Annotated in this window: 27 protein-coding genes; 11 read left to right on the top strand and 16 right to left on the bottom strand. The window is 61.0% G+C overall.

Annotated features, from left to right (window positions below):
* The first annotated feature begins 7 nt into the window (after positions 1 to 7).
* Positions 8 to 622 carry a GNAT family N-acetyltransferase gene (locus ABTV22_RS17105; RefSeq protein WP_433735679.1) on the top strand — a complete coding sequence of 205 codons (615 nt, stop codon included), beginning with the start codon at positions 8 to 10 and terminating at the stop codon, positions 620 to 622.
* Here ABTV22_RS17105 and ABTV22_RS17100 read toward each other — a convergent pair.
* Positions 588 to 1,481, bottom strand: coding sequence for a LysR substrate-binding domain-containing protein (locus tag ABTV22_RS17100; RefSeq protein WP_433735678.1), 894 nt, complete (start codon positions 1,479 to 1,481; stop codon positions 588 to 590). The genes ABTV22_RS17105 and ABTV22_RS17100 overlap by 35 nt on opposite strands.
* Before the next feature lie 200 nt (positions 1,482 to 1,681).
* Complete coding sequence (locus ABTV22_RS17095; protein WP_433735677.1) at positions 1,682 to 1,906, bottom strand: hypothetical protein; 225 nt, start codon at positions 1,904 to 1,906, stop codon at positions 1,682 to 1,684.
* A gap of 182 nt (positions 1,907 to 2,088) precedes the next feature.
* On the opposite strand from ABTV22_RS17095, the gene ABTV22_RS17090 reads away from it, so the two are divergent.
* Entirely contained in the window at positions 2,089 to 2,649 is a 561-nt protein-coding gene (locus tag ABTV22_RS17090) for an NADPH-dependent FMN reductase (protein WP_433735676.1), read from the top strand.
* Positions 2,650 to 2,751: 102 nt separating this feature from the next.
* On the opposite strand, the gene ABTV22_RS17085 is transcribed toward ABTV22_RS17090, so the two are convergent.
* Complete coding sequence (locus ABTV22_RS17085) at positions 2,752 to 3,411, bottom strand: TetR/AcrR family transcriptional regulator (protein ID WP_433735675.1); 660 nt, start codon at positions 3,409 to 3,411, stop codon at positions 2,752 to 2,754.
* A gap of 55 nt (positions 3,412 to 3,466) precedes the next feature.
* On the opposite strand from ABTV22_RS17085, the gene ABTV22_RS17080 reads away from it, so the two are divergent.
* Both ABTV22_RS17080 and ABTV22_RS17075 read left to right on the top strand, forming a co-directional pair.
* Complete coding sequence (locus ABTV22_RS17080; RefSeq protein WP_433735674.1) at positions 3,467 to 4,570, top strand: DUF2855 family protein; 1,104 nt, start codon at positions 3,467 to 3,469, stop codon at positions 4,568 to 4,570.
* Positions 4,571 to 4,640: 70 nt separating this feature from the next.
* Positions 4,641 to 5,924 (top strand): arsenic transporter, encoded by a 1,284-nt coding sequence (locus ABTV22_RS17075; protein ID WP_433735673.1) that lies wholly within the window; start codon positions 4,641 to 4,643, stop codon positions 5,922 to 5,924.
* Between the two features lie 107 nt (positions 5,925 to 6,031).
* Here ABTV22_RS17075 and ABTV22_RS17070 read toward each other — a convergent pair whose 3' ends face one another.
* On the bottom strand, positions 6,032 to 6,982 hold the full coding sequence (locus ABTV22_RS17070; protein ID WP_433735671.1) for a DUF1853 family protein: 951 nt from the start codon (positions 6,980 to 6,982) through the stop codon (positions 6,032 to 6,034).
* A 133-nt stretch (positions 6,983 to 7,115) separates the two neighbouring features.
* Here ABTV22_RS17070 and ABTV22_RS17065 point away from each other — a divergent pair, with 133 nt between their 5' ends.
* The 6 genes from ABTV22_RS17065 to pepN are packed head-to-tail and all read left to right on the top strand — an operon-like array spanning position 7,116 to position 13,633.
* On the top strand, positions 7,116 to 8,006 hold the full coding sequence (locus ABTV22_RS17065) for an NAD(+) kinase (protein WP_433735670.1): 891 nt from the start codon (positions 7,116 to 7,118) through the stop codon (positions 8,004 to 8,006).
* Positions 8,006 to 8,977, top strand: a complete 972-nt coding sequence (locus ABTV22_RS17060) for a metallophosphoesterase (protein WP_433735669.1) — start codon at positions 8,006 to 8,008, stop codon at positions 8,975 to 8,977. Before ABTV22_RS17065 ends, ABTV22_RS17060 begins: the two co-directional genes overlap by 1 nt.
* Positions 8,974 to 9,843: a rhomboid family intramembrane serine protease gene (locus ABTV22_RS17055; protein WP_433735668.1), complete on the top strand. Its 870-nt coding sequence runs from the start codon at positions 8,974 to 8,976 to the stop codon at positions 9,841 to 9,843. The genes ABTV22_RS17060 and ABTV22_RS17055 overlap by 4 nt, the downstream gene beginning before the upstream one ends.
* A gap of 34 nt (positions 9,844 to 9,877) precedes the next feature.
* On the top strand, positions 9,878 to 10,138 hold the full coding sequence (locus ABTV22_RS17050; protein ID WP_095194932.1) for a YeaC family protein: 261 nt from the start codon (positions 9,878 to 9,880) through the stop codon (positions 10,136 to 10,138).
* The gene (locus ABTV22_RS17045) at positions 10,135 to 10,965 is read left to right on the top strand and encodes a DUF2797 domain-containing protein (RefSeq protein ID WP_433735667.1); all 831 of its coding nucleotides are present in this window, start codon (positions 10,135 to 10,137) and stop codon (positions 10,963 to 10,965) included. Before ABTV22_RS17050 ends, ABTV22_RS17045 begins: the two co-directional genes overlap by 4 nt.
* 10 nt (positions 10,966 to 10,975) lie before the next feature.
* Positions 10,976 to 13,633, top strand: a complete 2,658-nt coding sequence (pepN, locus tag ABTV22_RS17040; RefSeq protein WP_433735666.1) for an aminopeptidase N — start codon at positions 10,976 to 10,978, stop codon at positions 13,631 to 13,633.
* 1,120 nt (positions 13,634 to 14,753) lie between these two features.
* Here pepN and ABTV22_RS17035 read toward each other — a convergent pair.
* The 5 genes from ABTV22_RS17035 to ribBA all read right to left on the bottom strand — a co-directional run bounded on the left by ABTV22_RS17035 (position 14,754) and on the right by ribBA (position 20,091).
* Complete coding sequence (locus ABTV22_RS17035; protein ID WP_433735665.1) at positions 14,754 to 15,908, bottom strand: ABC transporter ATP-binding protein; 1,155 nt, start codon at positions 15,906 to 15,908, stop codon at positions 14,754 to 14,756.
* 16 nt (positions 15,909 to 15,924) lie between these two features.
* Positions 15,925 to 16,734: an ABC transporter permease gene (locus ABTV22_RS17030; RefSeq protein ID WP_433735664.1), complete on the bottom strand. Its 810-nt coding sequence runs from the start codon at positions 16,732 to 16,734 to the stop codon at positions 15,925 to 15,927.
* Between the two features lie 6 nt (positions 16,735 to 16,740).
* A complete protein-coding gene (locus tag ABTV22_RS17025; protein WP_433735663.1) occupies positions 16,741 to 17,673 on the bottom strand; it encodes an ABC transporter permease in 933 nt (310 codons plus the stop codon).
* Positions 17,670 to 18,695, bottom strand: a complete 1,026-nt coding sequence (locus ABTV22_RS17020) for an ABC transporter substrate-binding protein (RefSeq protein ID WP_110963515.1) — start codon at positions 18,693 to 18,695, stop codon at positions 17,670 to 17,672. Before ABTV22_RS17020 ends, ABTV22_RS17025 begins: the two co-directional genes overlap by 4 nt.
* A gap of 286 nt (positions 18,696 to 18,981) precedes the next feature.
* A complete protein-coding gene (ribBA, locus tag ABTV22_RS17015; RefSeq protein WP_433735662.1) occupies positions 18,982 to 20,091 on the bottom strand; it encodes a bifunctional 3,4-dihydroxy-2-butanone-4-phosphate synthase/GTP cyclohydrolase II in 1,110 nt (369 codons plus the stop codon).
* 70 nt (positions 20,092 to 20,161) lie between these two features.
* On the opposite strand from ribBA, the gene ABTV22_RS17010 reads away from it, so the two are divergent.
* On the top strand, positions 20,162 to 20,455 hold the full coding sequence (locus ABTV22_RS17010) for a DUF1330 domain-containing protein (RefSeq protein ID WP_433735661.1): 294 nt from the start codon (positions 20,162 to 20,164) through the stop codon (positions 20,453 to 20,455).
* Between the two features lie 120 nt (positions 20,456 to 20,575).
* Here the strand turns inward: ABTV22_RS17010 and ABTV22_RS17005 are convergent, their stop codons facing one another.
* The 7 genes from ABTV22_RS17005 to ABTV22_RS16975 form a co-directional block, all read right to left on the bottom strand.
* A complete protein-coding gene (locus ABTV22_RS17005; RefSeq protein ID WP_433735660.1) occupies positions 20,576 to 21,139 on the bottom strand; it encodes an NUDIX hydrolase in 564 nt (187 codons plus the stop codon).
* A 2-nt stretch (positions 21,140 to 21,141) separates the two neighbouring features.
* A complete protein-coding gene (locus ABTV22_RS17000) occupies positions 21,142 to 21,894 on the bottom strand; it encodes a GntR family transcriptional regulator (RefSeq protein ID WP_433735659.1) in 753 nt (250 codons plus the stop codon).
* Between the two features lie 56 nt (positions 21,895 to 21,950).
* The gene (locus tag ABTV22_RS16995) at positions 21,951 to 22,340 is read right to left on the bottom strand and encodes a carboxymuconolactone decarboxylase family protein (RefSeq protein WP_433735658.1); all 390 of its coding nucleotides are present in this window, start codon (positions 22,338 to 22,340) and stop codon (positions 21,951 to 21,953) included.
* A 98-nt stretch (positions 22,341 to 22,438) separates the two neighbouring features.
* The gene (locus ABTV22_RS16990) at positions 22,439 to 22,924 is read right to left on the bottom strand and encodes a flavin reductase family protein (protein ID WP_433735657.1); all 486 of its coding nucleotides are present in this window, start codon (positions 22,922 to 22,924) and stop codon (positions 22,439 to 22,441) included.
* A gap of 12 nt (positions 22,925 to 22,936) precedes the next feature.
* A complete protein-coding gene (locus tag ABTV22_RS16985; RefSeq protein ID WP_433735656.1) occupies positions 22,937 to 24,418 on the bottom strand; it encodes an aldehyde dehydrogenase in 1,482 nt (493 codons plus the stop codon).
* Positions 24,415 to 25,248, bottom strand: coding sequence for an alpha/beta fold hydrolase (locus ABTV22_RS16980; protein ID WP_433735655.1), 834 nt, complete (start codon positions 25,246 to 25,248; stop codon positions 24,415 to 24,417). Before ABTV22_RS16980 ends, ABTV22_RS16985 begins: the two co-directional genes overlap by 4 nt.
* Positions 25,249 to 25,291: 43 nt before the next feature.
* Entirely contained in the window at positions 25,292 to 25,882 is a 591-nt protein-coding gene (locus tag ABTV22_RS16975) for an amino acid synthesis family protein (protein ID WP_433735654.1), read from the bottom strand.
* Positions 25,883 to 25,927: the final 45 nt, after the last annotated feature.

Genomic DNA, 25,927 nt, shown 5'->3' with positions numbered 1-25,927 from the left:
TCCGAGTATGCAACCTGTCATGAATCCGATTCATCCGGGCTTGTCGGTGCGCGTTGCCGATGAAGGCTTCGCGGCCTATATCTGGGGCAGTGATTTCAGTTTTGAAGTGGCGGCCTATGGTGCCCCCGAAGTCGGCCAGCCGTTGGCGCAGTGGCCGGTAACGCCAATCACGCCGTACCGTAAGTGTTATGGCATCGACCCCGAAGAGTTCAGCAGCTTCCGCGATGCCGCCGACAGTGCGATTTTCATGGCCTGGCTGGACGATCAGCCGGTGGGCCATTTGGTGATCAGCACCAACTGGAACGGTTTCGCCCATATCGACGAGCTGGCGGTGCATGCCCCGGCACGACGCCATGGCGTGGCCAGGGCATTGCTGGATGTGGCGCAGTTCTGGAGTCGCAAGAAAAAACTGCCGGGCATCATGCTCGAAACCCAGAACAACAACCTGGGGGCGTGCCGCTTATATGAACGTTGCGGCTACGTGCTGGGCGGCATCGATCACATGCGCTATCGGGGTATCGACCCCAATACCGCCGAGGTGGCGTTGTTTTGGTACCGAGTGTTCGATAACCCGCTGGAAAACCCGGTCAGTTCCCCAGCATCGCCACGGCTTGTTCCGTAATAATCCCCAGTAGGGTCTGGACGGCGGGCGAGGGTTCGCCGTTTTTCAGGGTCAGGGCGTAGACACTGACCGGCACCGCCGGTGCCAACGGGCAGGCGTCGAGCCCGGCGGACTTGGCGCCGAGCGCCGTGAAGGGGTCGACGATGGCCAGGCCTTCACCGGCCTCGACCATGCTGCGCATCATCTGATGGGTCTGGACCCGGGTCTGAATGACTGGCGCCGGACGCAGGGCGTGCAGTTTGTTTTCCAGGGCCGGGCTGAGTGGATCATGACCTTCGAGGCCGACCATCGCTTGACCGGCCAGATCTTGCAGCGAAATGTACTTCTGCTTCGGTTGCAGCCAGCCGTGGGGCGCGAGCAATTGCAGCTTGCCTTGGGCGATGACCTGGCAATGGATCTCGGCGCGATCCGGGTCGTGCAGGCTCAGGCCCAAATCGCTTTCGCGCAGCAACAGGCTCCTGACGATGTCACGGGTGGGCTGGCTCAGGAGGGTGCAGGGCGCGTCGGGCAGGCGTCGGCGAAGGGCGGCGATGCTTTGCGGCAACAGTTGCTGGGCCAGGGGCGGGGTACAGATGATGCGCAGCGGCGGGGCCAGGTACTGCCGCAAACTGTTGGCCAGGCGCTGCACAGGTTCGAGCGCATCGTAGACGCGGGCGATTTCAACCTGTAATTCCCGCGCTTCACGTGTGGCCTGCAAACGCCCGCGAACGCTGGCGAACAGCATGAAACCCAACTGATCTTCGGCCTCGCGCAACACGCGTTCGACCTCGGTCACCGGCAACTGCAGCCATTCGGCGGCGGTGCCCAGGTGACCGGTCTGCAGGAGTGCCTGGATCACTTCGATATGGCGTAAACGCATGCGTGAAGTCCATGTTCAGCAGGTGAAGGAGTCAGTGGCTGAATCCTAACCCAAGTCCGCGCACATGACTTCTGCTCATAACGCCAGATCCGTAGGAGCAAGCTTGATCGCGAAAAACGCTTGGACAACGCGTTCTTTCAGGCAGCGCGCGTGAACGTTGGCGTCCAACGCGAGCACGCTCGCTCCTACAGGGGCAGCCATTATGAAGCGACGACTGATTCCGGCTCCCGGGTCAGGGTAACGCCCGTTTGCACCAGTTGAAACTCGTTGTCAGCGAGCTTGTTGACGCGATCGCCAATTGCCAGTTTGTACGTAGTAACAGGCGCGCCGTCGGTAGACGGGTTGGATTCCTGGAACTCATGCACGGAATAAATGCGGCCTTCCGCGTCTCTTGCATGGAACTGACCGACAAGTACTGCTGCCATCTGCTTAGAACCTCTGGAGATAAAACGCTTGATTTGCGGCTGAGTAGACCGTCATCAAGCACGGTAAGTTTTCGTGCATGAAAAAAATAATCAGGAGGCGGATATACCTGTGTTCACTGGTTGAACCGCCGCTTGATCATCTATAACTACTGGTTCCTCCCACGGACAATCGAGTGTCTTCCATGAGCAATGTCTATTCCGTCGCCGTAGTGGTCGGCAGCCTGCGCAAAGCATCGATCAACCGCAAGGTTGCCCTCGCTCTGGCGGCGCTGGCACCGGCCAACCTCAAACTGAACATCGTGGAAATCGGCGATTTGCCGCTCTACAACGAAGACATTGACGGCGATTCACCGCCGGCAGCCTACAGCACTTTCCGACAACAAGTACGTTCATCCGACGCGGTGCTGTTTGTCACCCCGGAATACAACCGCTCGGTACCGGCGCCCATGAAGAACGCCATTGACGTCGGTTCGCGTCCGTATGGCAAGAGCGTCTGGAGCGGCAAGCCAGGCGCGGTGATCAGTGTTTCGCCGGGGGCAGTCGGTGGTTTTGGTGCCAACCACAACCTGCGCCAGTCCATGGTGTTTCTCGATGTGCCGATGATGCAGCAGCCCGAAGCCTACGTGGGTGGCGCGGCTTCGTTGTTCGACGAGGCAGGCACCTTGTCCGAGTCGGTGAGACCGTTTTTGCAAAAATTCATCGATTCGTATGGAAAATGGGTCGAACAGCACAAGAAAGTCTAAAAGGACCTGTAGGAGCCGAGCTTGCTCGCGATGGCGTCATCACATTTAACGATGATGTTGACTGTTGCACCGCCATCGCGAGCAAGCTCGGCTCTTACAGGATCACGGAGTATTCAGAAGGCGGCTACAAATCATCGTTTCCATTTCTTCCAGCCACGCGGCGGTTTGTGCCGCCTTCGGTTGCGCAGTGACGCAATAGCGGCGACCACCCCACGCCATGATCACCCAGGCATCGATGGTGGCTGGCGAAGGTGGTACAGGCAGATCGCTACAGGCGGCGAAGGCTTCGCGCCATTTTTGCGTCAGCTCATCGAACACCCTGCGGTGATGTTTGGGTTCGGCGATCTGGTGTTCGATCAGTAGCACGGCGTGGTTGAACAGAGGTTGGCGGGTATCGTCGGGGGCGCAGGTCAGGTGCACGAGACGCTTGATTCGGGTCGGCCAGTCCAGATCCCTGGCGTGTACGACATTTTCATCGATATCCCTTAACAAGGCATCCAAGCGGTGTCGGATGTATCCGGACAGCAGGGCCTCCTTGCTCGGGAAATAGTCGTACAGCGTGCCAACGGCAACGCCGGCTTCCAGTGCCACCTCGCGGGTGGTCAAACCCGCCCAGCCATCGCGCTGCCAAATCCGAACAAACGCCTGGTAAATCGCTTCGACGGTGAAGATCGCCCGGGCCTGACTCGGCCGTTTCAGCGGTTTTGCGCGGGGATTGAGGGCGGGCATTTGACCCTTGCTGTTTCCGAACCCGTTCTTCATCGGCGGCCACTATTCTGGTGCTCCCCGCCACACTGTCGCAGCAGGAGATTGAAGGATGCAAAGCACAAGCACCGTAACACGGCTGATGACCCGTAAAAACGCCCTGGACCAGAGCAGCATCGTGCAGCAACAGCGCAGGCTGGAACCAGCGGCGGGAGAGGTTATTGTGAAAATCGATCGCTGTGCGTTGACGACCAACAATATTACCTACGCTGCCTACGGTCATTCGATGAGTTACTGGGGATTCTTTCCCACAGGGTTGGCGGACTGGGGACATGTTCCGGCCTGGGGGTTTGCCGATGTGGTGGCCTCGGATGTGCCGAGCATCAGGGTCGGCGAACGCTTCTATGGGTATTTTCCGCTTGCCAGCCATCTCTGGATGCGCCCGGAGCGTGTCACCGAGAGGGGTTTTTACGACGGCGCCGAACACCGAATCGGATTGACCTCGGCCTACAACCAGTACACCCGATGCAGTTGGGACGAGTACTACAGCCCGGATACCGAAAATCTGCAGATATTGCTCAAACCGCTGTTCCTGACCTCTTCGATGCTCGCCGACTTCCTGCAAGACAGGCAGTTCTTCGGGGCGACTCGCGTGGTGTTTTCCAGCGCTTCGAGTAAAACCGCTTATGGCGCCGCCGTGTGCTTGGGCGGTCATCCCGCCCTGGAGCGGGTGGCGCTGACGTCTGGCGGTAATAAAGCCTTCGTCGAGCGGCTTGATTGTTACGAGCACACCGTGACGTACGAGGAACTGACCACGCTGGCCAATGACCGCCCAACACTCTATGTGGACTTTTCTGGCGATCTGGAGCTGCGAGACAGGGTGCACCAGCATTTTGCCGGACAGTTGGTCTACAGCTGTTTCGCGGGATCTGCCCAGAGTACCCACGAGGCGCGGCTGACGGCGATCGAAGGGCCGCAGCCGGTGTTCTTTTTCGCACCGATCCAGATCCGCAAACGCAACGCCGATTGGGGGGCCGAAGGGGTCAGTCAGCACATCGGTGAGGGCTTGCTACAGTTTTTCCAGAAAGTGACCGCGGTTGAAAAGCCCCTGATCCAAGTGATAGAAAGCCGGGGCTATGAAGCGGCGCAAGCCGTCATTTCCCGTCTGTTTCACGGACAGGTCGCACCATTGGAGGGGCATGTGATCCGCTTGTGACGGGTCGCTTCTGCAGCGTCCAGGGCTGGCCTGTCCTCACATCCGATCAATTTTTCCAAGGCAGCCCTGGATGCTTGTAGCGTCACTGATTTTTCTGTTGACCATTACGCTGGTGATCTGGCAACCCAAGGGCCTTGGCGTCGGCTGGAGCGCAGTGTTTGGCGCCCTGTTGGCGTTGATTTTCGGTGTGGTGCACCTGGCCGACATCCCGGTGGTGTGGCAGATCATCTGGAATGCCACCGGCACGTTTATCGCGCTGATCATCATCAGCCTGTTGCTGGATGAGGCCGGTCTGTTTGCTTGGGCCGCGCTGCACGTGGCTCGCTGGGGGCGAGGCAATGGGCGCAAGTTGTTCGCTTACATGGTGTTGCTGGGGGCACTGGTGTCGGCGTTGTTCGCCAACGACGGTGCGGCACTGATCCTCACGCCTATCGTGATCTCCATGCTCCTGGCGCTGCGTTTCTCACCAGCAGCAACCCTGGCCTTCGTCATGGGCGCCGGCTTCATCGCCGACACGGCGAGCCTGCCGTTGGTGGTGTCGAACCTGGTTAACATCGTGTCGGCGGACTTCTTCAACATCGGTTTCAACCGTTATGCGGCAGTGATGATTCCGGTCAACCTGGTGAGTGTGGCCGCGACCCTGGCGATGTTGATGTGGTTTTTCCGCCGCGACATCCCACGGGACTATGACCCGGAGCAGTTGGAGCATCCAGCGTCCGCCATTCATGACAACGCCACGTTTTATGCCGGTTGGGCAGTGTTGGTGATTCTGTTGCTCGGCTGTTTCGCCCTGGAGCCGCTGGGCATTCCGATCAGCGCGATCTCGGCAGTCTGCGCTGCGTTGTTGCTGGCCATCGCTGCCCGCGGTCACAGGATTTCCACGCGCAAAGTCATGAAAGAAGCCCCATGGCAGATCGTGATTTTCTCGCTGGGCATGTACCTGGTGGTCTACGGTTTGCGTAACGCCGGGCTTACCGGATACCTGGCGCAGTGGCTCAATGGGTTTGCCGGGTATGGCGTGTGGGGTGCGGCCATGGGCACGGGGGGGCTGACCGCATTGTTGTCATCGATCATGAACAACTTGCCGACGGTGCTGATCGGCCTGTTGTCCATCGATGCCAGTCAGGCGACGGGTGTGGTGAAGGAGGCCATGATCTACGCCAACGTCATTGGCAGCGACCTGGGCCCGAAAATCACCCCGATTGGTAGCCTGGCGACGTTATTGTGGTTGCATGTGCTGGAGCGCAAGAGCATCCGGATCGGCTGGGGGTATTACTTCAAGGTCGGGATTGTGTTGACGGTGCCGGTGTTGTTGGTGACGTTGGCGGCGTTGGCTGTGCGGTTGTCCATTTAGACTGCGTCGCCCTGTTCGCGGGCAAGCCTCGCTCCTACAGGGGCAATGTGATGCCTGTAGGAGCGAGGCTTGCCCGCGAACAGGGTCAGACCCTGCACCACAAAGATTCAATTCTGTCCCGGTACATTCGGCCAAAGGTCTGCCACCAGAAACAACCGCTCGGCTTCTTCCCAATCGCCCTGGGCATTTTCCGTCAGGCGCACCAGCAATTGCGCCGGCGCCACGGGCGATAACTCACTCAACCACGCATTCAACTGTTCGGCACTCCAGGCTTGCCCGGCGGGGTAGTGCGCCGGCGCCAGCCAGGCGTGGCGGGGCAGGGGTTGCCAGCGACCGGGAGGGCTTTGCCCGATGAAGTCGGGCCAATCCTTTTGATGCAACCAGCGACCGCGCAAGTGTTGTGGGTGCACACCGCTGGGAGACGCAGCTTGCCCCGGCCACGGATACAGCAAATAGCCACCCAGCCACAAATGCGCGCTGAATTGCCGGATATCCAGCGCCGCCAGCACTTCGCGGCTCTCGGGGCGAGCGGAAATGGGCAGTTGATGTTGGCTCAGGTGCGCCAGTTTGCGGTCCAGTCGATCATGGCAACCGGGGCCCAGCCACTGTGCGGTGTCGTGTCCATCGCCATGCTGCGGGCCTAGATAGAGCTTGATTGCCAGTTCCAGGTGATGCACGCCGTCGCGATCGCGCAGCAGCAGGTCCAGCTCACCCAGGGTATGGCCTTCGCGGCGAATCGGCATGTTGGCGGCAATCAACTCGATACCGGGTGCGTGTTCGACGGCAAATTGCCAGAGGCGCTCGTAGTACAGACCCAGGCGCCGGGTGCGCGCCTGGGACAACCAGTGCAGCAATCCGTAGCTGTCCTGATCCAGCCGTCGCAACCAGTGCTCCAGGTGTTCCGGCGCCTGGACCCAGTCGCTACCGGCCAGCGGATGGCGTTGCGACCATGGCGTGTCGACGAGCATCGGCGGTGCGAGAATGACCCACGCCAGGTCGCGCACCTCGGGGTGGCGCAACTGGTGGGGCAACTGCAACAAATCGGGAAATAGGATCATCTTGCGAGCATAGCCTCTAACAGGAGTACGTCCTTGTCGCTGAAAGGATTTTGTCTATCCCGGGCTTTCGCCCATAATCGTGCTTTTCGCCGTCGCAGGCCCCGCGTCCTGCCCCGAGTCCCGTAGGAGCCCCATGGAGCAATTTCGTAATATCGGCATCATCGGACGCCTCGGCAGTTCTCAGGTGCTGGATACTGTCCGCCGACTGAAGCGGTTTCTGCTCGATCGTCACCTGCACGTGATCCTCGAAGACACCATCGCCGAAGTCCTGCCGGGCCACGGTCTGCAAACTTCGTCGCGCAAAATGCTCGGTGAAGTGTGTGACATGGTGATTGTGGTCGGTGGTGACGGCAGTTTGCTCGGCGCTGCCCGAGCGCTGGCCAAGCACAATATTCCGGTTCTAGGCATCAACCGAGGCAGCCTGGGTTTCCTGACCGATATCCGTCCCGATGAGCTGGAGATCAAGGTCGCCGAAGTGCTCGACGGCCATTATCTGGTGGAAAACCGCTTCCTGCTGCAGGCCGAAGTCCGCCGCCATGCCGAGGCCATTGGTCAGGGCGATGCGCTGAACGACGTGGTGCTGCACCCCGGCAAATCCACGCGGATGATCGAGTTCGAGCTGTACATCGACGGCCAGTTCGTCTGCAGCCAGAAGGCCGACGGCCTGATCGTCGCCACGCCCACCGGTTCCACCGCCTATGCGCTGTCAGCCGGTGGTCCGATCATGCATCCCAAGCTCGACGCCATTGTAATTGTGCCGATGTACCCCCATACCTTGTCGGGTAGACCGATCGTGGTCGATGGCAACAGTGAGCTGAAAATCGTCGTGTCCAAGGATATGCAGATTTACCCGCAAGTCTCGTGTGACGGGCAGAACCACTTCACCTGCGCGCCCGGCGACACCATCACCGTCAGTAAAAAAGCCCAGAAGTTGCGGCTGATCCACCCACTCGACCACAACTACTATGAAGTCTGCCGGACCAAGCTCGGCTGGGGCAGCAGGTTGGGTGGTGGAGGCGACTGATGCTCGATCCCGCGCGTAGCTACGACCTGATCGGTGACGTGCACGGTTGCGCTCTGACCCTTGAGCATTTGCTCGACCGGCTCGGTTACCACAAGCAAGGTGGCGTCTGGCGCCATGCCTCGCGCATGGCGGTGTTCGTCGGCGACATCATCGACCGCGGCCCACGGATTCGCGAAGCGCTGCACATCGTCCACGACATGGTCGAGGCTGGCCAGGCGCTGTGCATCATGGGCAACCACGAATTCAATGCCTTGGGTTGGGCCACGCCAGCACTGCCTGGCAGCGGCAAGCAGTTCGTGCGCGAACACACCCCGCGCCATGCCCGTTTGCTGCACGAAACCCTGACCCAGTTCGAACGCCATCCCCGCGACTGGCATGACTTCCAGCAATGGTTCTATGAGTTGCCGCTGTTCGTCGATGCCGGGCGCTTCCGGGTGGTTCACGCCTGCTGGGATGGCGGCCTGATCGAGCCGCTGCGGGCACTGTTCCCCGATGGCTGCGTCGATGAGCACTTCCTTCAGGCCTCGGCCGAGTCGGGCAGTTTCGCCTGCACCGTGTTCGACCGCCTGCTGCGCGGCACCGACATGCGTCTGCCAGACGGCCTGACCATGACCAGTGGCGATGGCCTGGTGCGTTCGTTCTTCCGCACCAAATTCTGGGAAGAAGACCCACAGACCTACGGCGACATCGTGTTCCAGCCCGATGCGCTGCCGGACCCGGTGGCACGCAAGCCACTGTCGTCCAGCGAAAAGAACAACCTCTTGCGCTACGGCGTCGACGAGCCGTTGCTGTTCGTCGGCCATTACTGGCGCAGCGGCCGACCGGCGCCGATCCGTCCGAACCTGGCGTGCCTGGATTACAGCGCCGTGCTCTACGGCAAGTTGGTCGCCTATCGGCTGGATCAGGAAACGCGGCTCGACCCGCATAAATTTGTCTGGGTCGATGTCGAACGACCAGAGGTTTTGCAATGAGTACTGTGGCGGTATTGCGTCTCCCCCTGGCGGTGGACCTGAGCGGCTTCGTCAAATTGCTGCAACGCATGCAGGTGCCGCATCGTGTCAGCGAAGAGGCGGGCGAGCAGGTGCTGTGGGTGCCGGACAACATCAGTGAAGACGTGCGCGCCTTGTACGAGCGTTTTCCAGCCGGCGATCCCGATCAACAACTGGATATACCGGTGGCACAAACCGTCCGCCGGCCGAGCTTCATCGAGCAGGTTCGCTACGCCAAAGGCACCGCAGTCGTGCTGCTGCTGAGTATTTTGGTCGGCGCGCTGACGCAGTTGGGTGACAACTTCAACACGATGCGTTGGCTGACCTTCCTCGATTTCCGCATTGCTGGCGAGTACATCCATTTCACGCCCCTGGCCGACAGCCTCGCAGCGGGGCAATGGTGGCGTCTGGTCACGCCGATGCTGGTGCACTTCGGCATCCTGCACCTGGCGATGAACGGCATGTGGTACTGGGAGCTGGGGCGGCGTATCGAATCGCGCCAGGGCACCATTAACCTGATCGGCCTGACCTTGCTGTTCAGCCTGGCGTCCAACTACGTGCAGTACCTGTATACCGGCCCGAGCCTGTTCGGCGGTCTGTCCGGCGTTCTGTACGGATTGCTCGGCCATTGCTGGATTTTCCAGCTATTGGCACCGAACGCCGCTTATCGCCTGCCACGTGGCGTGCTGGCGATGATGCTGATCTGGCTGGTGGTCTGCATGTCCGGTCTGATCTCGGCGATTGGCTTCGGTGAAATCGCCAACGCGGCCCATGTCAGCGGGTTGCTCGTCGGATGCTTGACCGGTTTGTTGGGTGGTTTGTACAACCGCCGTAAACTGGCCGCCTGAAACAGTTTATGTAAATAGAGAACGCGGAGACCCAATGTCCTCTTTTAACGAAATGATCAAGAACATCACCCCGGACATCTACCAGAGCCTGAAATTGGCCGTGGAGATCGGTAAATGGTCCGACGGTGGCAAGCTCACCACCGAGCAACGCGAACTGTCGCTGCAAGCGATGATCGCCTGGGAGATCCAGAACCTGCCCGAAGAAGAGCGCACCGGTTACATGGGTCCGCAGGAATGTGCATCGAAGTCGATCGAAGTGCCCAATATTCTGTTCAAGTCGGATGCCATCCATTGATCGAGATTGGCCGCGGTGCAATCAGTAAAATGTCGGCGCGCCTGGACGGGCCGAACGTGCAATACGCCTTTCGCCTGGGTGACACCGAGGTGCCGGTCAATCCGTTGATCGGGACCACGGTGCGCCTGGAATACCTGGGTGCGATCCATTGCATCCATTGCGGGCGCAAGACCAAAACCAGTTTCAGCCAGGGTTACTGCTACCCGTGCATGACCAAACTGGCCCAGTGTGACGTGTGCATCATGAGCCCGGAGCGTTGTCACTACGACGCCGGCACCTGCCGGGAGCCGGAGTGGGGCGAAAAGTTCTGCATGACCGATCACATCGTCTACCTGTCGAACTCCTCCGGAGTCAAAGTCGGGATTACCCGTGCCACCCAGCTGCCGACCCGCTGGATCGACCAGGGCGCCAGCCAGGCCTTGCCGATCATGCGCGTGGCGACACGCCAGCAGTCCGGCTTCGTCGAGGACCTGTTTCGCAGCCAGGTGGCCGACAAGACCAATTGGCGTGCCTTGCTCAAGGGCGATGCAGTGGCGGTGGACCTGGCCGGGGTTCGCGATCAACTGTTCGACAGCTGTGCTGAAGGCTTGCGAACGTTGCAGGATCGATTCGGCCTGCAGGCGATTCAGCCGGTCAGCGATATCGAACCGCTGGAAATCCGCTACCCGGTCGAGCAGTACCCGGCCAAGATTGTCAGCTTCAACCTGGACAAGCAGCCCATTGCCGAAGGCACGCTGATGGGGGTCAAGGGCCAATACCTGATCTTCGATACCGGCGTGATCAACATTCGTAAATACACGGCCTACCAGCTCGCCGTGCATCAGTAAGGACTCCAGCATGCGCACCGAACAACCGAAGATGATCTACCTCAAGGACTATCAGGCGCCTGAGTACCTGATCGACGAAACTCACCTGACCTTCGAGTTGTTCGAGGACCACAGCCTGGTCCATGCGCAACTGGTGATGCGCCGCAACCCCGAGCGTGGCCCGGGCCTGCCGCCGCTGGTGCTGGATGGTCAGCAGCTCGATTTGTTGTCGGTCACCCTGGCCGACCGTGAACTGAGCCCCGCTGACTACCAGTTGACCGACAATCACCTGACGCTGCACCCGACCAGCAACAGCTTCACGGTCGATACCAGCGTACGCATTCACCCGGAAACCAACACCGCGCTGGAAGGCCTGTACAAGTCCGGCACGATGTTCTGCACCCAGTGCGAGGCCGAAGGCTTCCGCAAGATCACCTATTACCTCGACCGCCCGGACGTGATGAGCACGTTCACCACGACAGTGGTGGCCGAGCAGCACAGCTACCCGGTGCTGTTGTCCAACGGCAACCCGATCGCCTCGGGTCCCGGCGAAGACGGCCGGCACTGGGCGACCTGGGAAGACCCATTCAAGAAACCGGCGTACCTGTTCGCGCTGGTGGCCGGTGACCTGTGGTGCGTCGAAGACACCTTCACCACCATGACCGAGCGCACCGTGGCGTTGCGCATCTACGTCGAGCCGGAAAACATCGACAAGTGCCAGCACGCGATGAACAGCCTGAAGAAGTCCATGCGCTGGGATGAAGAGGTGTACGGTCGCGAATACGACCTGGACATTTTCATGATCGTCGCCGTGAACGACTTCAACATGGGCGCGATGGAGAACAAGGGCCTCAACATCTTCAACTCCAGCGCCGTGCTGGCCAAGGCCGAAACTGCCACCGACGCCGCGCACCAGCGGGTCGAGGCCATCGTCGCCCACGAATACTTCCACAACTGGTCGGGCAACCGCGTGACCTGCCGCGACTGGTTCCAGCTGTCGCTCAAGGAAGGCTTCACCGTATTCCGCGATTCGCATTTCTCTGCCGACATGAACTCGGCCACGGTCAAGCGCATTCAGGACGTCGCCTATCTGCGCACTCACCAGTTCGCCGAAGACGCCGGCCCCATGGCCCACGCCGTGCGCCCGGACAGCTTCATCGAGATTTCCAACTTCTACACCCTGACCGTGTATGAAAAAGGTTCGGAAGTGGTCGGCATGATCCACACCTTGCTCGGTGCCGAAGGCTTCCGCAAAGGCAGCGACCTGTACTTCGAACGCCATGACGGTCAAGCCGTGACCTGCGATGACTTCATTAAGGCCATGGAAGACGCCAACGGTGTCGACCTGACCCAGTTCAAACGCTGGTACAGCCAGGCCGGCACTCCGCGGCTGGTGGTCAGCGAGTCCTATGATGCGGCGGCAAAAACCTACAGCCTGACCTTCCGTCAGAGCTGTCCGCAAACCCCGGACAAAGTGGAAAAACTGCCGTTCGTGATCCCGGTCGCACTCGGCTTGCTGGACAGCAAGGGCGGCGAGTTTGCCCTGCGTCTTGCCGGTGAAGCGGCCGCGCAAGGCACTTCACGGGTTCTCTCGGTGACTGAGGCCGAACAGACCTTCACCTTCGTCGACATCAGCGAACAACCCTTGCCTTCGTTGCTGCGCGGCTTCTCGGCGCCAGTGAAGCTGAGCTTCCCGTACAACCGCGACCAGTTGATGTTCCTGATGCAGCACGACAGCGACGGCTTCAATCGCTGGGATGCTGGCCAGCAACTGTCGGTGCAGGTGCTGCAGGAACTGATCGCCCAACAGCAGAAGGGTGAAGCGCTGGTACTGGATCAGCGTCTGGTGTCGGCCTTGCGCACTGTGCTGTCCGATGAATCGCTGGATCAGGCGATGGTCGCCGAAATGCTCTCGCTGCCGAGCGAGGCGTACCTGACTGAAATCAGCGAAGTGGCGGACGTCGAGGCCATTCACATCGCTCGCGAGTTCGCGCGCAAGCAACTGGCTGATGCCTTGTTCGACGCGCTGTGGCTGCGTTATCAGGCCAACCGCGAGCTGTCGAAACAAACCCCGTACGTGGCCGAGGCCGAGCATTTCGCCCGTCGTGCGTTGCAGAACATCGCGCTGTCGTACCTGATGCTCAGCGGCAAGCCGCAAGTGCTGGCGGCAACGCTGGAGCAGTTCGATGCTTGCGACAACATGACCGAACGTTTGACCGCGCTCGCCGTGCTCGTCAACTCGCCGTTCGAAGAGCAGAAAGCCAAGGCGCTGGCCAGCTTCGCCGCGCACTTCAGCGACAACCCGCTGGTCATGGATCAATGGTTCAGCGTTCAGGCTGGCAGCACGTTGCCCGGTGGTCTGGATCGCGTCAAAGCGTTGATGGAGCATCCGGCGTTCAACATCAAGAACCCGAACAAGGTGCGCGCGCTGATCGGTGCGTTTGCCGGGCAGAACCTGATCAACTTCCATGCGGCGGATGGTTCGGGGTATCGCTTCCTGGCGGATCTAGTGATTGAGCTGAACGGCTTCAATCCGCAGATTGCTTCCCGGCAGTTGGCGCCTTTGACCCGCTGGCGCAAGTATGACGACGCGCGTCAGGCGTTGATGAAAGGCGAGCTGGAGCGGATTCGGGCTTCGGGGCAACTGTCGAGCGATGTGTTTGAGGTGGTCAGCAAGAGTTTGGCTTGATCTCAGGCGTGGCTTTGGACTTGGCGGCCTTCGGGCCGACCAGGTTCTTGGTTGATTGAGTACATATCCTTTTCTTCGGTAACGTCGACTGGCGGTTTCGCCCTTACGGCGAGTCACTTTTTTTACAAGCGCCTAAAAAAAGTAACCAAAAAAACGCTCGCCCCGAGCGTACGGCCCCTCGCTGAGGCTCGGGGTTCCTTCATTCCGGCATTCATCCGGGGGCATCGCCTCCGGTTTGCTTCGCTGCACCTCCTCTCGATGTGTGCGGCTTCGCCGCACGGCGCTACGCGCCTTCCCCCCGGATGAACACCTCCACTCAGCCTGCCGAGGGGGCGGGTGGATCAAAAGCGGCCGAGGCGAGCTGACACTCGACCTCATTGCTGGCACGGTCCCCTGTAGGAGCTGCCGAAGGCTGCGATCTTTTGATCTTGCTTCTATAAATCAAAAGATCGCAGCCTCGTTGCACTCGACAGCTCCTACAGGTCCATAGGTGAGTACCTGCCCGTAGGAGCGAGGCTTGCCCGCGAAGGCGGCCTGGTAGCCAACCTGACTTTCACGGATGTATCCAATCCCTGTAGGAGCTGCCGAAGGCTGCGATCTTTTGATCTTGCTTCTAAAAATCAAAAGATCGCAGCCTCGTTGCACTCGACAGCTCCTACAGGTCCACAGGTGAGTACCTGCCCGTAGGAGCGAGGCTTGCCCGCGAAGGCGGCCTGTTAGCCGACCTGACTTTCACGGATGTATCCAATCCCTGTAGGAGCTGCCGAAGGCTGCGATCTTTTGATCTTGCTTCTAAAAATCAAAAGATCGCAGCCTCGTTTCACTCGACAGCTCCTACAGGTCCACAGGTGAGTACCTGCCCGTAGGAGCGAGGCTTGCCCGCGAAGGCGGCCTGTTAGCCGACCTGACTTTCACGGATGTATCCAATCCCTGTAGGAGCTGCCGTAGGCTGCGATCTTTTGATCTTGCTTCTATAAATCAAAAGATCGCAGCCTCGTTACACTCGGCAGCTCCTACAGGGGATTGGTGATTCCCGGCAACGCCAGGTTATCTGTCAGGCCCCTTGTGACGTTTCGTTCCGGCGTTGCGCAGTGGCCAATCCGGCATGGACCGCAACCCATCAATGCGCTCCAGCAGCCTTGTTCAAGTCACTCTCAGCCCACTCGGTATAAACGCAAGCATCCGCCGTCGCCCAACGCACCTGCACAGGGTCACCGGCTTTCAACGGCATTCCCGCGGCGGACAACGCCTTGACGGTCATCGAAGTCCCGCCCGATGTCACCACGCTGCACGTTTGGCTTTCCCCCAGAAACAACACCTCCACCACCTTGGCCGAGACTTCGTTCCAGCCGGCGGCCAAGGGCTCCTGGATCGCTTGCTGGACGCTCAGGGCCAAGGCTTTTTCCGGACGCACCATTAACAGCACATCCTGATCGGTGTGCAGCCCGGCGGTCAGGCGGATCGACAGCGCCTGGCCTTCGAACGTCGCCACCGCATTGCCCTGGGCCTTGAGCTTGAGGAAGTTGGAATTGCCCAGGAACGATGCGACGAAGGCATTCGGCGGGTTCTGGTACAGGTCGTAGCCGCTGCCCAGGCCGACAATCTTGCCGTGACTGAAGATCGCGATGCGCTGCGACAGGCGCATGGCTTCTTCCTGATCGTGGGTCACGTAGACGATGGTAATACCCAGGCGTCGATGCAGTTGGCGCAGTTCGTCCTGCAAGTCTTCCCGCAGTTTTTTGTCCAGCGCGCCCAGCGGTTCGTCCATCAGCAGAATGCGTGGCTCATACACCAGTGCCCGAGCGATGGCGACGCGTTGCTGCTGGCCGCCGGAGAGTTGTGAAGGGCGGCGGTGGGCGAACTTTTCCAGCTGCACCAGCTTGAGCATCGCATCAACCCGGCGCTCGCGTTCAGCGGCGTCGAGTTTGCGGATCGTCAGCGGGAACGCGATGTTGTCGCGCACCGACAGATGCGGGAACAGCGAGTAGCGCTGGAACACCATGCCGATGTCGCGCTTGTGCGGCGGCACGTTGACCAGCGACTGGCCATTGACCAGGATCTCGCCGCTGCTCGGGGTTTCGAAACCGGCGAGCATCGACAGGGTGGTGCTCTTGCCGGAACCGCTGGAGCCGAGGAAGGTCAGGAATTCACCATCCTTGATGTCCAGGGAGATGTTGTCCACGGCGGCAAAGTCGCCGTAGAACTTGTTCAAGTTGCACAGGCTCACCAGGGGCTTGTCGTTTGGCTGCGCGGCATCTTTGATTACTGCACTCATGTCGTACTCCTGGTGCTCAAGCGTTGAGTTCGTTGCGCCGACGCAGGGCGGCGGCGATGACCATGACCAATACCGAAAGGCCGATCAGCAGCGTCGAAGCGACGGCGATCACCGGCGTCAGGTCCTGGCGCAAAGTGGTCCACATTTTCACGGGAAGGGTTTGCAGGGTCGGGCTGGCCATCATCACGCTGAGCACCACTTCGTCCCACGAGACGAGGAAGGCGAAGAGGGCGCCGGCCACCATGCCCGGACGGATCGCCGGGAAGGTCACCTTGAACACCGCTTGCAGGCGCGAGGCGCCGCAGATCACTGCCGCATCCTCGATGGACTGATCGAACAGCTTCAGCGAGTTGATGATCGAGATGATGGTGAACGGCAGTGCGACGATCACGTGGCTGACCACGAAGGCGAACATGGTCCCGGTGTAACCCAGTTTCAGGAACAGCGCGTACACCGCCACGGCGATGATCACCAGCGGCACGATCATCGGCAGGGTGAACAGGCCATAGAGCATTTCCCGGCCAGGGAAGCGGCCACGGACCAGGGCGAACGCGGTGGGCAAGCCCAGTGCGACGGCGAAGATCGTGGTCAGCACCGCGACCTTGAGGCTGGCCATGGCCGCGTTCATCCAGTCGGCGTTGGAGAAGAACTGGCCGTACCATTTCAGCGTCCAACCCGGTGGCGGGAACACCAGCCATTGCGACGATCCGAACGAAAGCAGGACGATGAACACGATCGGCAGCAGCAGGAACAGCCCGATCAACCCGGTGGTGGCGTAAAGACCAAGGCGCATCCGGCGGCTCATGGCATTGGGGGTCAGGAGCATGGCGGCTTACCTCGCGTTGCTGGCGCCAACCGGGGATTCCGGCTGGAGCTTCAGGTAGAAGTAGAACAGCACCAGGGTGATGACGATCAGCAACGCGGCACCGGCGCTGGCCAGGCCCCAGTTGAGGAACGACTGCACCTGCTGGATGATGAACTCGGGCAGCATCATGTTCTGCGCGCCGCCCAGCAGCGCCGGGGTGACGTAGTAACCGAGGGACATCACGAACACCATCAACCCGCCGGAGAACAGCCCCGGCCGGCACAGCGGCAGGAACACCCGGAAGAAGTTGGTCCAGGGGCTGGCGCCGCAAATGGAGCCGGCCTGCAGGATCATCGGGTCGATGGCCTGCATGGTCGCCTGCAACGGCAGCACGATGAACGGGATCATGATGTAGCTCATGCCGATCACCACGCCGGTGAGGTTATGCACCATCTCCAGCGGCTGATCGACGATGCCCAGGGCCATCAGCGCCTTGTTGATCACGCCCGAGGCTTGCAGCAGCACCAGCCACGAATAGGTGCGGGCGAGCAGGCTGGTCCACATCGACAGCAGCACGATGTTGAGGATCCAGCGACCCCAGCCACGTGGCACCAGGGTGATCGCCCAGGCCAGCGGAAAGCCCAGCAGCAGGCTGAATACCGTCACCAGGCCGGCCACCGAGAAGGTGTTGAACAAGACCCGCGCATAGGCCGAGTTGGCGAACAACTGCTCGTAGTTGCCCAGGCCCGGCGTTGGTTCCAGCACGCCGCGCAACAGCAAGCCGATCAGCGGCGCCAGGAAGAACAGGCCAAGGAACAGCAGGGCGGGGATGAGGTTGCTCGAACCGCGCCAGCGTTGTGCCAGGGTTGGAGTTTGAGTCATCGCAGCGGCCTTGCCGGCAGCGCCGGAGGCGCTCCCGACGGGTGTGGATTGACGGGTTGCAGTTACCGTCATTTTCATTTGACCAGCCATTCGTTCCACCGTGTCGCGATGGCCGGACCGTTCTTGGCCCAGTACGCGAAGTCGAGAGTGATTTGGTCCTTGGCGTAGGCCGTCGGCAGGTTAGGGGCCAGCACCGAATCCAGGCGTGCCACGCTGTCGACGTTGACCGGGGCGTAGGCGGTCAGGTTGGAGAAGTCGGCCTGTCCCTTGGCGCTGCTGGCATTGGCCAGGAACTTCATCGCCGCGTCCTTGTTTTTCGAGCCTTTTGGAATGACCAGGATGTCGGCCATGACCAGGTTCTGTTTCCAGCTTACGCCGACGGGGGCACCGTCTTCTTGCAGGGCATGAATCCGGCCGTTCCAGAACTGGCCCAGGCTCGCTTCGCCGGAGGCCAAAAGCTGTTGCGACTGGGCGCCGCCGCCCCACCAGACGATGTCTTTCTTGATGGTGTCGAGTTTCTTGAAGGCGCGATCCAGGTCCAGCGGATAGAGCTTGTCCGCGGGGACGCCGTCGGCCAGCAGCGCCAGTTCCAGCACGCCAGGGCTCGGCCATTTATAGAGGGCGCGTTTGCCGGGGTAGGTCTTGGTGTCAAACAGCGCGGTCCAGTCTTGAGGCTTGGCGGCGCCGAGCTTGCCCTCGTTGTAGCCGAGGACGAAGGAGAAGAAGAACGAACCGACGCCGTGGTCGCTGACAAAACGCGGGTCGATCTTGTCGCGCTCGATCACTTTGAAGTCGAGGGGTTCGAGCAGGCCTTCGGAGGCGGCGCGCAAGGCGAAGTCGGCTTCGACGTCGACCACGTCCCACTGCACGTTGCCGCTCTCGACCATGGCCTTGAGTTTGCCGTAGTCGGTGGGGCCGTCCTGGACCACGGTGATGCCGCTGGCCTTGCTGAACGGATCGGCCCAAGCCTGCTTCTGCGCATCCTGGGTCGTACCGCCCCAGCTGACGAAGTTGACGCTTTCAGCCGCCATCAACGCCTGGCTGGTCACGCTCAGCAGTCCCGCGAACAGCACTGCGGTGACACCTTTGTTCAACACCATTTTCACGCCCTCATTGTTGTGTTTATGAGCGGGGCTTTGAGTGCCCGCCTATCGGGAGCAGTAGGTCCATCGAGTCGCTGAGACTGTCCGGTCTATGGAATATCATATTATGGTATTCCAAACTTTGCGCAAGCATTTTGCCGTACCGGCTATCCGGCAAATGTGGTTTTTGAAGGATTAACAACATCCCCTGTGGGAGCGAGCCTGCTCGCGAAGAGGCCGGTAAATCCAACATCTTTATTGGCTGTCCTGGCGCCTTCGCGAGCAGGCTCGCTCCCACAGGGAATCAACCGGTAAACGCAATGCTCTCCACCACCTCCAGGTCATACCCGGTCAATCCCGCATATTTGAGCGGTGGCCCCAAATGCCGCAGCTTGCCAACGCCCAGGTTTTGCAGGATCTGCGCGCCTGTACCGACTTCCGAATAAATCCGCGACTGCGAACGGCTGAACTGTCGTGGCGGCTGGGTGAGTTGCGGCACACGCTCAAGCAATGCCTGGGACGATTCATGGTTGGCCAGCACGACCACCACACCGCGACCCTCCTCGGCCACCCGTTGCAACGCCGCCCACAGGGTCCAATTGGAGGGCCCGCTGTATTCGGCGCCCACCAGATCGCGCAGCGGGTCGATCACATGCACGCGCACCAGCGTCGCTTCCTCGCGACGCAACTCGCCCATGACCATGGCCATGTGGACACCGCCCTCGATGCGATCTTCAAAGGTGATCAGACGAAAGGTGCCATGTACGGTGGGCAGCTCGCGCTCACCGATGCGCTGGACCGTGTGCTCGTTGCTCAGGCGGTAATGAATCAGGTCGGCAATGGTGCCGATCTTGATCCCGTGCTTGCGCGCGAACACTTCCAGGTCCGGACGGCGGGCCATGGTGCCGTCGTCGTTCATCACTTCGACGATCACCGACGCGGGCGTGAAGCCGGCCAGGCGTGCCAGGTCGCAACCGGCTTCGGTATGCCCGGCGCGGGTCAGTACGCCGCCTTCGCGAGCGCGTAACGGGAAGATGTGACCGGGCTGGACGATATCGGCGGCGGTGGCGCCAGAGGCTACGGCAGCCGCCACGGTACGCGCTCGGTCGGCAGCGGAAATGCCGGTGGTTACGCCGGTGGCGGCTTCGATGGAGACGGTGAACGCGGTACTGAACACGCTACCGTTGCTCGGCACCATCTGCTCAAGGCCCAGGCGCTGGCAGTGTTCGTCGGTCAACGTCAGGCAGATCAGGCCGCGGGCTTCGCGGGCCATGAAACTGATGGCTTCGGCGCTGCAACAGTCGGCAGCCAGCAGCAGGTCACCTTCGTTTTCCCGGTCTTCGTCATCTACCAGCAGCACCATTTTGCCGAGGCGATAATCTTCGATGATGTCTTCGATGTTGTTGAAGGCCATGCTGGACTCTCAGTGTTTGATGGAAATATAGTGTGGTATACCATAATACAAAATAAACCGAGAGGTCACTATGAAGGCGTACTGGATTGCTCACGTGGAAGTCACCGACCCCGATCAATACAGCCAATACACCCAACGGGCGCCGGCAGCCTTTGCCTTGTACGGCGGGCGGATGCTGGCCCGGGGTGGGCGCAGCGAAGTGCTGGAGGGACAAGGGGCGCAGCGCAATGTGGTGATCGAGTTCGACTCGTATGAACAGGCGCTGGCGTGTTATCGCTCGCCGGAGTATCAGGAGGCGAAGCGGCACCGTGAAGGGGCAGGGCGGGCCGAGATCGTCATCGTCGAGGGCGTGGCGCCGGTGTAATCATGAAATCACACCGGCCAATGTAGGAGCTGCCGAAGGCTGCGATCTTTTGATCTTGCTTTTAAAAATCAAAATCAAAAGATCGCAGCCTTCGGCAGCTCCTACAGGGGGATTGTGCGATCAGCGGATGAAATGGATTTTGCCGCTGTCATCATTGCCCATGTAGATGCCATAGACCCCGGCCTCGCGTTCCTCTATATAGCGCTCGAGAATCTGCCGGATGGCCGGGTAGTAGATGCTGTCCCAGGGAATGTCCTGGGGCGCGAAGAATTTGTAGTCCAGGGTTTCCGGCCCGAATTGCCCGGTGATTTCCAGGGCGATGGCGCGGAAGATGATGTACACCTCGCTGATCTGCGGCACGCTGAAGATCGAGTAGGGCGAGAGGATTTCCCCGCGCACACCGCTCTCTTCCCAGACTTCGCGCAACGCCGCCTGCTCGGTGGTCTCGCCGGCTTCCATGAAGCCCGCCGGCAAGGTCCAGGTGCCGGGGCGCGGTGGAATCGCCCGTTGGCACAGCAGGTATTTGCCGTCCTGCTCGATGATGCAGCCAGCGATGATTTTCGGATTGACGTAGTGGATGTAGCCGCAGCTACGGCACATCAGGCGCTCGTGCGTATCGCCCGGCGGCAGCTGTGACTTGAGGTCATTGCTGCCGCACTTCGGACAAAAGCTCGGGCTGAACATGATCAACGTCCTATGCGAGGTTCTTTGAGCGCGATCGGCAGGGTGATTTCGGGGGTTGGCCCGGTTTCTTCCTGTTTGCGCTTGAGGTAATCGAGGGCAACAGCGGCGGCGGCGCGTACGTGGTCGACGCACGCCTGATGGGCAGCCAGGGGATCGCCGCTCTTGATCGCCTCGACCATGCGTTCCATTTCCTGGTTGCTGGCGCCCCGGCGGTTTTCCTGGGACACCGAGGTCGCGCGCAAGTAGCTGATCCGTGCCTGCAACTGACGCAGTTGCGTGGCGGCGACATGGTTGCCGGAGCCTTCGAGCAGGACGTCGTAGAAACCCTGCACCGAATCGATGACCTGTTGCAGTTCACCTTCTTTCAGGGCCTGACGGTTTTCCTCCAGGGCTTTTTCCAGGGCCTTGATGTCCTTGGCCTTGGCCCGCAGGGTGAACAGCTGGACGATCAGGCCTTCGAGCACGCAACGCAGTTCGTAGATGTCGACGGCATCGGCCAGGGTGATGATGGCCACGCGCGGGCCCTTGGCGTCGGCGAATTCCACCAGGCCTTCGGACTCCAGGTGACGCAAGGCTTCACGTACCGAGGTGCGGCTCACGCCCAGGCGATCGCACAGATCGCGTTCGACCAGACGGTCTCCCGGCAGAAGCTGGAAGTTCATGATGGCGCTTCGCAGTTTATCCAGCACGATTTCGCGCAGGGTAACGGGGTTGCGATTGACCTTGAAGCTGTCGTCGAGTGGCAGGCGTTTCATGGGGTACGCTCTAAAGGTGGCTGTCCATGCCAGTCGGGCATTACGACAGCCGGGGGTTAACTGGAGGCCTCGGCGTCGGCTTCGGCGAAGGCTTCACGGGCCAGCCGGAAACTGTCCACGGCCGCCGGGACGCCGCAATAAATGCCGACCTGAAGCAGAATTTCGCGTATTTGCTCACGACTCAAGCCGTTACGCAAGGCGCCGCGCACATGCAGCTTGAGTTCGTGCGGGCGGTTGAGCGCCGAGATCATCGCCAGGTTGATCATGCTGCGCTCCTTGAGCGACAGGCCTTCACGGCCCCAGACATGGCCCCAGCAGTATTCGGTGACCATCTCCTGCAAGGGGCGGGTGAAGTCGTCGGCGTTCTGGATGGAACGCTGGACATAGTCCTGGCCCAGTACCTGGGTGCGGATTTGCAGGCCTTTTTCGTATTTTTCGTTGTTCATCTACGGTTCTCCGGTGGAGCTGTAGGCGCCGGCTTGCTGGCGATGGCGTCCTTGAGTGCGTCATCGCCAGCAAGCCGGCTCCTACAAATGCCAGGCACTCAGGCCAGGGTCGGCAACGGCCCCAGCTTGCCCTTGTGGTAGATCATCGGCGTCACCGGCTGCTCGGGCAGGATCAGGTTCTTCACCGCGCCGACAATGATGGCGTGATCTCCGCCGTCGTATTCACGCCACAGTTCGCACTCGATGATCGCTGTGGCCTTGCCTAGAATCGGGTTGCCCAGTTCGCTCAGGTGCCAGTCGATGCCCTTGGCTTTGTCCTTGCCCTTGCCGGCGAAAGCGTAGGCTTCGGCGGTCTGGTCGGCGGACAGCAAGTGGATCGCGAACTGCTTGCTGTCGCGCAGCACCGGGTAGGTGTCAGAGCCGTAGTTGGGGCAGAACAGCACCAGTGCCGGATCAATCGACAGCGCACTGAAGGCACTGGCGGTGATGCCGACGATGCCGCCTTCCGGGTCGAGGGTGGTGACCACCGTGACGCCGGACGGGAACGAGCCCATGACGTCTTTGTAAATGCCGGGTTCGATCATTTCGCAGGACTCCTAGCGCATCACAAACGGATCAGGCATGGGGGCCTGGGAAAGGTTGATCCACACCGTTTTCAGCTCGGTGTAGGCCAGCACCGAATCGATGCCGCTTTCGCGTCCATAGCCGCTGTTCTTGAAGCCGCCGATGGGCGCCATGGCCGACACGGCGCGGTAGGTGTTGACCCAGATGATCCCCGAACGCACGTCCCGGGCCAGGCGATGGGCGCGGCCCAGATCGCGAGTCCAGATACCGGCGGCGAGGCCGAACTGCGAGTCGTTGGCGATGGCCAGCGCTTCGGCTTCGTCCTTGAAACGGATGACCGACGCCACCGGGCCGAACACTTCTTCCTGCATGATCTTCATCGAGTTGCGGTCGCACTCGAACAGGGTCGGCTCATAGAACCAGCCATCGCCTACGCCCGCCGGACGCTTGCCGCCAATACGCAGGCGCGCACCTTCGGCGATGGCATCGGCCACCAGGCCTTCCACTACAGCCAGTTGCTGCGCGGTGGCCATCGGGCCCATTTCGCTGCTGTCGTCCTGCGGGTTGCCGATGCGGATGCGCTGGGCGCGTTCCACCAGGCGGCCGACGAATTCGTCGTAGATCTCATCCTGCACCAACAGGCGCGAACCGGAGACGCAGCTCTGCCCGGAGGCGGCATAGATGCCGGCGATGGCGCCGTTGATTGCGCTGTCGAGGTCGGCGTCGGCGAAGATGATGTTCGGCGACTTGCCGCCCAGTTCCAGCGACAACTTGGCGAAGTTCTCGGCGCTGCTGCGCACCACATGGCGCGCCGTGGCCGCGCCGCCGGTGAAGGCGATCTTGCGGACCAGCGGATGGCGGGTCAGGGCCGCACCGGTGCTGGGGCCGTAGCCGGTGACGACGTTGACCACACCCGGCGGAATCCCGGCTTCCAGGGCCAGGCGCGCCAGTTCCAGAATGGTCGCCGAAGCGTGTTCGGACGGCTTGATCACAATGGTGTTGCCCGCCGCCAGCGCGGGAGCCAACTTGATCGCGGTCAGGTACAGCGGGCTGTTCCACGGAATGATCGCCGCGACCACACCCATGGCTTCGTGCACGGTGTAGGCAAACAGGTCCGGCTTGTCCAAAGGCAGGGTGCCGCCTTCGAGCTTGTCCGCAAGGCCTGCGGTGTAGTGGAAAAACTCCGGCAGATAACCAACCTGGCCACGGGTTTCGCGGATCAGCTTGCCGTTATCGCGGCTTTCCAGCTGGGCCAGTTGTTCCTTGTTTTCGGCGATCAGGTCACCCAGGCGCCGCAGCAGCTTGCCGCGAGCGGTGGCGGTCAGGCCGCGCCAGGCCGGGCTGTCGAAGGCGGTTTGCGCCGCCTGTACGGCGCGCTCGACATCGGCCTCATCGGCATCGGGCAGTTCGGCCCAAGGTTCGGCCAGGGCCGGGTTCAGGCTTTCAAAGGTTTTACCGCAGAGGGCATCGACCCATTCGCCGCCGATGCACATCTGGAAACGTGCGAGTGTCATGCAACGATCCCCTTCAAATGGTTGGGTCGGGAGTGCGCCTTGTCGAGAAACTCCAGCAACAGCTGGTTGACCAGGCGCGGCGATTCTACGGGCATCATATGCCGCTGTTCGGGCAGTACGGCAACCGTTGCGCCGGGTATGCGCGCGGCCAGTTGCTCGGCCATGTCCGGGGTCGAACCGGGGTCCAGTTCGCCGGTGGCGACCAGCGTCGGCACCTGGATACTGGCCAGGTCATCGGCGCGGTACATATCCTGGGTCGCGAACAGTTCGTAAGTAGTCAGGTAACCCTGCGGGTCATTCTGCGCCAGCGTCTGGCGCAGCGCGGCGATCTGCGCCGGGTTGGCCGCCTGGTACTCGCGGCTGAACCAGCGCGACAGCGCCGCTTCAGCGTTGGCGTCCGGGCCGTGTTCGGCAGCTTGGGCGGTGCGGGCGATAACGCCGGCGCGTTGCTCCTCGGTGCGGTTGAACACGCTGTTGAGCACCACCAGGCTTTGCAGGCGTTGCGGGTAATGCAGGGCGAAAGCCCGCGCCACCAGCCCGCCCATGGAAAAACCGATCACCGCCGCCTTTGGCAATTGCAGGTGATCGAGCAGCTCCAGCAACTGATCGGCATAGCCGAGCAGGGGCGTGCCGCTTTCCGGCCGCGGGCTGGCGCCATGGCCGAGCATGTCGTAGGCGATAACGCGGTACTGCGTGGCCAGGCCAACGATCTGGCCGCCCCACATTTCTTTGTTCAAGCCCACGCCGTGGATCAAGACCACGGGCTGGCCTTGGCCGGTCGCCAGGTAACTGGTGCCAGCCGGGGTGCGTTCAGCGGTGAGCCGAATCATGGAGCGCTCCTGCATACCTTTTTGTTGTAGTGACCGACCCGTCTTACTGGGCTTTTTCAGCCGCCAGTTCTTCCAGATCGATGTAGCGGTTGCCGATGCGTGGGTGAATGCGCCCGCCATCGGCGCAACCCAGTACCACGACGATTTCGTCGGCGCGGGGTGCGTCTTCGATCTGCATTTCCAGGGTGATGTAGTGCGAGCGCAGGCCTTCGTCGTCCTTATGCATCATCGGAATCTGGATCGAGGTGCCCGGGCCGCCGCGCTTGTTGGTGAAGCTCAGGTAGCTCTTGGCCTTGACCGCCTCGCGGTAGTGGTTGCCGAAGCGCAGGGTGTGAATCACGGCGGAGGCGTGCTCGATTTCGCCATCGGCACCAACCACGGCGGCTTTGCCGTAAGCCTCGATTTTCTCGGCACCACCGATGATGCCCACCAGACGCTCGACCATCATCGCGCCCAGGTCAGAGCAATTGGCGCGGATCTGCGGCTTGAGGTCTTCGACAAAGCCGTTACCCACCCAAGGGTTTTTCATCACCACCGCCAGCCCGACCATGGTCACGGGTTTATCGGTGGCCTTGCCGCCCTCGACAAAGGTTTCTTCGACATAGCTGACGATCTTGCGGATTTCGAAACTCATGAGCTGCTCCGTATCGGGGGGAAGAAGTGTCTGTGCGTATGATGG

The organism is Pseudomonas putida (genome assembly GCF_050990305.1).
Classification (GTDB): domain Bacteria; phylum Pseudomonadota; class Gammaproteobacteria; order Pseudomonadales; family Pseudomonadaceae; genus Aquipseudomonas; species Aquipseudomonas putida_AH.
Note: the sequence above shows the minus strand (reverse complement) of the source record. Positions and strands in the feature narration are given on the sequence as shown.